Raw genomic sequence first — 6,397 nt, 5'->3', positions numbered from 1 at the left:
TCACTGATGACATGCATCGCAGCTTTTCCTGTACCATCTGTATAATGCTTCGTATATATAGGTGTTTCTTCATTAGATGTAATGATTAACATAATTTCATCGAACGTATCAGTAATCGGATCGCCCGCGCCTCTCTTTTCTACGAGAATAACGCCAAGCGTTTCAGGAGAACTTGCACGTTCCTGATAGATCGGTCTAAGCACTTGTTCCATAGTAAACACCTCCATAGTATTCTTTTCGACGGTCTTTCATGAAAATCCTTCTAGGTATATTTCAAAAATAGGATGTGACTTGTTTTTTTATGCTATATTAGTTGAGGAGCCTATACACAGTCCTTTTCGCACTGTGGAAGGCAATCGTACCTACGACCATCACTATTTACGAAGGAGGATTATTCGTGAAACCTTATAAAAATAAAATTAACCGCATCCGTTCTTTTGCGCTATCCCTTATTTTCATCGGCGTTGTCATTATGTATCTCGGCATATTCTTCCGAAGCAACGAAATCATTATGCTGATTTTTATGGTTCTTGGACTACTTGCTATTTTAGGGAGCACCGTCGTTTATGCATGGATTGGTACTTTATCGACAAAAGCCGTTCAAATCGTATGCCCAAATTGCGGGAAAGCGACAAAGATGTTAGGCAGAGTCGATATGTGCGGTCATTGTAGAGAGCCGCTTACACTAGATCCATCTTTAGAAGGCAAAGAGTTTGATGAATCATACAACCGACCTAATCGTCAAAACGAGCAAACGGATAAGAAATAAGAAAAAACCGGTTCCCGATTAAATGCGGAACCGGTTTTCTTATTTTACTTCCATAGCACTTGATGCACATTCAGGACACGTTCCATATACTTCGAGTCGATGCGAGTTGACTTGGAATCCTGTCACATGAGAAGCCAAATGTTCCACTTCTTCAAGCCCCGGGTGATGAAAGTCAACGATTTTGCCGCATCCATCACAAATGATATGGTAGTGATCGTGGGTGACAAAATCGAATCGGCTTGAGGCATCTCCGTATGTGAGCTCTTTTACTAATCCCGCATTGCGGAAAACACGTAAATTATTGTAGACAGTGGCAACACTCATGTTCGGAAAATCATTCTCGAGTGCTCTATATATTTCATCAGCGGTTGGATGCATTTCAGAAGAAATCAGGTACTCTAAAATTGCATGTCTTTGCGGTGTAATACGTACTCCGCTTTCCTTTAATGTGACAAGCGCGTCTTTAAGATAGACCTCAGACATCGCCAACACTCCATTCCATAAGGATTACTTCTTTATAATCATTATAATTAGTTTACTGAAGAAGTGGCGTAGTTGTCAATCAAGAAGCTGAGGAGCAGCCGCACTCTCTCGTACTAGTAGCCTCTTTTTGGTTCAATGATGTTGAGTAAATCCCTATCTCCTTGTTGCCATTTTACTAAGTTCCGGGTGAAGAACTCCAATGCCCGCTCTACATATTTACCAGAGTGACTGGATACATGTGGTGAAACCGTGACATTGTCTAATTCCCACAGCTTACTTTCTGCCGGCAACGGTTCTTGTTCAAATACATCTAACACTGCGTGGCGAATTTCACCATTCCGCAATGCATCTACTAGTATGGATTCTTTAACAAGGTCACCGCGACCGAAGTTCATGAACATTGCCGTGTTTTTCATTGCAGCGAAATGACTTTCATTCAATAAACCTCTTGTTTCGCTCGTGCTTGGCAAGACTGAAATTACAAAGTCTGCATGCGGAAGGACGTTCAACAGCTCATTGAATTGAACCGTCTTATCCATGAAATCAGCAATTGCCCCCGACCGGTTACAACCGATTGTTTCTACGCCGAACGCTTGCAACAACCTTCCGATTTCAGAACCGATTGCTCCTGGTCCTAAAATCAGTGCGGTAGAACCACGCAATTCCGTTTGTCGGACTTTCATGTTCCACTCTTTCCGTTTTTGTTGTGCATGTAGCACGGGCAATGCACGACCTTCTGATAATATGTGCGCTAATACGGATTCCGCCATCGGTGTTTTATGAATCCCACGAACGTTACTCATCACAATTCCGCGCTCAGCAATTTCAGCAAGCGGCATTTTTTCCACACCTGCCGATGCAACCATTAGCCATTTAAGTGCTGTTGCGCTGTCAAGCACTTCAGATGTAATGTCCTCTCCATATGTAACAATGACTTCATATTGGGCAATCGGTTCATTTGCCAAATCTTTCGTAAAGGAAAATTGAATGTCAGGAAAATCATTCGTCAAAGCTTCTAATTGATGATCCTTAATCTTAAATGTGAATAAAACGTTCATACGCCATTCCCCCATTACCCTTTTGTCAATTGTTCCAACGTCGCCAAAGCATCTTGAATATGCCCATCCACTTTCACTTTACGCCATTCTTTTACAACCGTCCCTGTCGGATCAATTAAGAATGTTGATCGCTCAATTCCCATGTACTCCTTGCCAAACATTTTCTTCAGCTTCCAAACACCATAGGCTTCAGCTACTTCATGGTCTTCATCGACGAGTAGCGAGAATGGTAAGCCTTGTTTTTCAATGAACCGTTGATGGGACTTCTCATTATCTGGACTGACACCTAAAATGACCGCGTTTAATTCGGTAAAGTTTTGAAAAGCATCTCTAAAATCACAAGCTTGTGTCGTACAACCCGGCGTTGCATCTTTCGGATAGAAATAAAGAATGACGTATTTCTTCCCTTGGTAATCGCTTAATGAAACGGTTTCCCCTTTTTCATTTGGCAATGAAAATTGAGGTGCGTGTAATCCTTCTAGTTTCTCCATGCAGATTCCTCCCACAATCGTTTCTTTCATCGTACCGAACTACGGTGGGAGTTTCAATTTCTTTGGCGTACGAGCACTTTTTTGTTTAGAATAGAGACGGTACTCATTTGAACGGAGGAATTAAAATGATTAGAACAAAGTCAGAAGAAATCTACAAAGAAGCATGTGAACATATCGTAGGAGGCGTCAATAGCCCTTCACGTGGATATAAAGCCGTCGGTGGCGGAGCGCCAACTGTAATGGAGCGTGCAGAAGGTGCTTATTTTTGGGATGTCGATGGGAATAAATATATCGACTACCTCGGTGCATATGGACCCATCATTACGGGCCATGCACATCCCCATATTGCAGAAGCAATTACAAAAGCGGCGACATCAGGTGTTTTGTATGGTACACCTACTGCGCATGAAGTGAAGTTTGCGAAGATGTTGAAAGAAGCAATCCCATCCATGGATAAAGTCCGCTTCGTTAATTCAGGAACAGAAGCAGTCATGACGACAATCCGCGTAGCTCGAGCATATACAGGAAGAACGAAAATCATGAAATTTGCAGGTTGCTACCACGGACATTCCGATTTAGTGCTTGTCGCAGCCGGTTCAGGCCCTGCTACGTTAGGGACACCTGATTCTGCAGGCGTTCCTGCATCCATTGCACAAGAAGTGATTACGATTCCATTCAATGATCCAGCAGCCTATAAAGAAGCGATGGACAAATGGGGTGACGAGTTAGCTTGTATATTAGTCGAACCGATTGTGGGGAACTTTGGAATCGTTGAACCGAACGAAGGCTTTTTACCACTTGTGCATGACCTTGCGAAAGAGAAGGGCGCACTCATCATTTACGATGAAGTCATCACGGCATTCCGTTTCCATTACGGAGCAGCTCAAACGCTTTTCGGAACAACACCTGACTTAACAGCGTTTGGAAAAATCATCGGTGGTGGACTCCCAATTGGCGCTTACGGTGGCAGAAAAGAAATTATGGAAACTGTCGCGCCATTAGGACCGGCATACCAAGCTGGAACAATGGCAGGAAATCCTGCATCGATGCTTTCTGGAATCGCTTGTTTAGAAGTGTTGCAACAACCGGGTATCTATGAAGAGATGGACCGTCTTGGAGCGATGTTAGAAAATGGCATTTTAGAATCTGCGAAGAAAAACGGCATTACGATGACTGTCAATCGACTTGGCGGAGCCCTTACACTCTACTTCACGGACTGCAAAGTTGAGAACTATGAGCAAGCCGAGGAGAGCGATGGAGAGATTTTCGGGAAGTTCTTCAATTTGATGTTAGAGAAAGGCATAAACCTTGCCCCTTCCAAATACGAAGCGTGGTTCTTAACAATTGCGCATAAAGAGGAAGACGTCATTCATACATTAGAGGCAGTCGACCGTTCATTCCAAGAACTTGCACAGCTCTTGAACAGTTGACCAGCTCGCCGAGATACGGTACAGTAGCGGAAAAAGCATGTTTGTGTATATTGAAAAACCGTTTGTGGAAAGGAAAATCCTATGAAACTTGGTGCCCGCATCTTTAAAACGGGTATAGCGATTGTTGTCGCATTGTTTGTAGCAGAAATGCTGCAGTTACCAAATGCCGTGTTTGCTGGCATTGCCGCCATCTTTGCAATCCAACCAACCTTATATCGTTCGTATTTAACAATTATTGAACAAATTCAAGGAAATCTGATCGGTGCCATCACAGCTGTCACATTCGTGTTAGTGTTCGGCCATCAAATTGTAACTGTCGGTCTAGCAGCTGTTATTATCATTTTGATAATGTTGAAATTAGGGTTAGAAAAGTCGATTTCTCTGGCACTTGTAACTATGATTGCCATTATGGAAATTAAAGGAGATGAATTCCTCTCCTTCGCCCTGCTTCGGTTAGTAACCATTGTGATAGGTGTCCTTTCAGCCTTCATCGTCAACTTGCTATTTGTGCCACCTAAATATGAAACAAAATTGTTCCAGGCCATCCACCAAGCACAAGATGAAATCATCAGGTGGATTCGGTTAGCTGGCAGACAGGCATCTGAACATATTGCCACAAAGAAATCTTTAGATAAATTGAGTGAGCGTTTGACACAAGTCGACCTGTTGTACTCATTATTTAAAGAAGAGCGTAGTTACTTTAAGAAAAATACGGTGGCAAAAGCAAGGAAGTTGGTCATTTACAGACAAATGATTGCAACTTCCAAAAGCAGTCACGAAGTGCTATCACGACTCCATAAATTTGAAAATGAACTGAGCAGTTTACCAGAGCATTTCAGAATGATGATACAAGAACGCCTCGATGCCTTACTTACTTATCACGAGCAAATCCATCTGAAGTTCGTTGGAAAACTGAAGTCGGATAAAATGATTGACAAGATGAGTGGAGAATTCATTCAACGACAAGAAGTGATGGACATTTTCGCAAAGGAAATCGCGATTACGAAAGAGGAAGAGGAATTTTCCGCCTATCACTTGCTCCATGTCCTATCTTCCATATTGAACTACGAAGAGCAGCTGGAGCATTTAGACCGGCTCATTATTTCAAGCCAACGTCGTCATGGACACGAAGTGAGTACGGAATTGCAGGATGAGATTTATTAATGAATCGAACGCATTCAACTGAAAAACCGCGTGAAGTCCAATGAGTATGGGCTTCACGCGGTTTTTCTTATAAATTTGCTGTCCAATGACATTAATTTTTCATTTTGGGATCCAATGCATCTCGCAAACCATCACCCATCAGGTTGAAGCCTAAAACGGTCAGCATAATAGAAAGTCCAGGGAAGATCATTGTCCATGGGGCGGATTGCAAATAGGATTTGGAATCTGCTAACATTTTTCCCCATTCAGGTTGAGGGGCTTGTGCTCCCAACCCTAAAAACCCTAATGCTGCCGCTTCCAAAATAGCTGTTGCAACCGCAAGTGTCCCTTGTACAATGACAGGGGCCATCGAGTTCGGAAGGATATGCGAAAACAGGATTCTTGCATCCTTCATACCTATCCCTTTGGCGGCCATAATGTATTCATCTTCCTTAATACTTAATACTTTCGAGCGAATCAACCGTCCAAAGTTCGGTATATTAATAATCGCGATAGCAATCAAGGCATTTTCCAAGCCAGGTCCTAACACCGAAACGATGGCAATGGCAAGTAGGATGGATGGAAATGCAAGCATAATATCAAATATCCTCGAAATAATCGTATCAATCCACCGACCGTAATACCCCGCAATAATTCCTAAAAAGCTGCCGACAATGACCGATAGAATGACCGACAAAAAGCCTACTGACATTGAAATTCGCGCTCCATGGATAATACGCGACAAAATATCTCTTCCAAAATCGTCTGTGCCGAGCCAATATTCTGCTGAAGGGGGTTGTAGACGGTCAGCTGCCATTTGCTCATTGATACCTTCTTTGGCAAAAATCGGCCCGAATAGAGCTAGAGCTATAAAAAAGAGTATAATGACCATTCCAATAACTGCCGTTTTACTTTTTCTGAAGTTACGCCATGCTTCTCCCCAAGGTCCTACTGTTTTTTCTAATTCAGCATTTGCAATCCCATCTACTTTAGGCATAAACTCTGACATGTTTACCGTCCCCT

Annotated in this window: 8 protein-coding genes (1 of these 8 cut by a window edge); 3 read left to right on the top strand and 5 right to left on the bottom strand. The window is 42.7% G+C overall.

Features of this window, described 5'->3' with window-relative positions; genetic code table 11:
* Positions 1 to 212: the start of a nucleotidyltransferase-like protein gene (locus ACVHUV_RS07605; protein WP_317945732.1), read on the bottom strand. It extends 652 nt beyond the left edge of the window; 212 of the gene's 864 nt are visible here — the first part of the coding sequence; the start codon lies at positions 210 to 212; its stop codon lies off the left edge, out of view.
* Positions 213 to 397: 185 nt separating this feature from the next.
* Here ACVHUV_RS07605 and ACVHUV_RS07600 point away from each other — a divergent pair, with 185 nt between their 5' ends.
* On the top strand, positions 398 to 769 hold the full coding sequence (locus tag ACVHUV_RS07600) for a YgzB family protein (protein WP_317945734.1): 372 nt from the start codon (positions 398 to 400) through the stop codon (positions 767 to 769).
* Positions 770 to 808: 39 nt separating this feature from the next.
* Here the strand turns inward: ACVHUV_RS07600 and perR are convergent, their stop codons facing one another.
* The 3 genes from perR to bcp form a co-directional block, all read right to left on the bottom strand.
* Positions 809 to 1,252, bottom strand: a complete 444-nt coding sequence (gene perR, locus ACVHUV_RS07595; protein ID WP_317945736.1) for a peroxide-responsive transcriptional repressor PerR — start codon at positions 1,250 to 1,252, stop codon at positions 809 to 811.
* Between the two features lie 113 nt (positions 1,253 to 1,365).
* Positions 1,366 to 2,310 (bottom strand): D-2-hydroxyacid dehydrogenase, encoded by a 945-nt coding sequence (locus ACVHUV_RS07590; protein WP_462086622.1) that lies wholly within the window; start codon positions 2,308 to 2,310, stop codon positions 1,366 to 1,368.
* 14 nt (positions 2,311 to 2,324) lie between these two features.
* Positions 2,325 to 2,801, bottom strand: a complete 477-nt coding sequence (gene bcp, locus ACVHUV_RS07585; RefSeq protein ID WP_462086621.1) for a thioredoxin-dependent thiol peroxidase — start codon at positions 2,799 to 2,801, stop codon at positions 2,325 to 2,327.
* Between the two features lie 125 nt (positions 2,802 to 2,926).
* Here bcp and ACVHUV_RS07580 point away from each other — a divergent pair, with 125 nt between their 5' ends.
* Together ACVHUV_RS07580 and ACVHUV_RS07575 are read left to right on the top strand one after the other, a co-directional pair.
* Entirely contained in the window at positions 2,927 to 4,231 is a 1,305-nt protein-coding gene (locus tag ACVHUV_RS07580) for a glutamate-1-semialdehyde 2,1-aminomutase (RefSeq protein ID WP_462086620.1), read from the top strand.
* Between the two features lie 81 nt (positions 4,232 to 4,312).
* Complete coding sequence (locus ACVHUV_RS07575) at positions 4,313 to 5,395, top strand: FUSC family protein (protein WP_317945744.1); 1,083 nt, start codon at positions 4,313 to 4,315, stop codon at positions 5,393 to 5,395.
* 91 nt (positions 5,396 to 5,486) lie between these two features.
* Here the strand turns inward: ACVHUV_RS07575 and nikC are convergent, their stop codons facing one another.
* The gene (gene nikC, locus ACVHUV_RS07570; RefSeq protein ID WP_317945745.1) at positions 5,487 to 6,383 is read right to left on the bottom strand and encodes a nickel transporter permease; all 897 of its coding nucleotides are present in this window, start codon (positions 6,381 to 6,383) and stop codon (positions 5,487 to 5,489) included.
* Positions 6,384 to 6,397: the final 14 nt, after the last annotated feature.

Source organism: Sporosarcina saromensis, assembly GCF_054901285.1.
The sequence above is the reverse complement of the archived record's forward strand: the minus strand, read 5'-3'. Positions and strand labels throughout refer to the sequence as shown.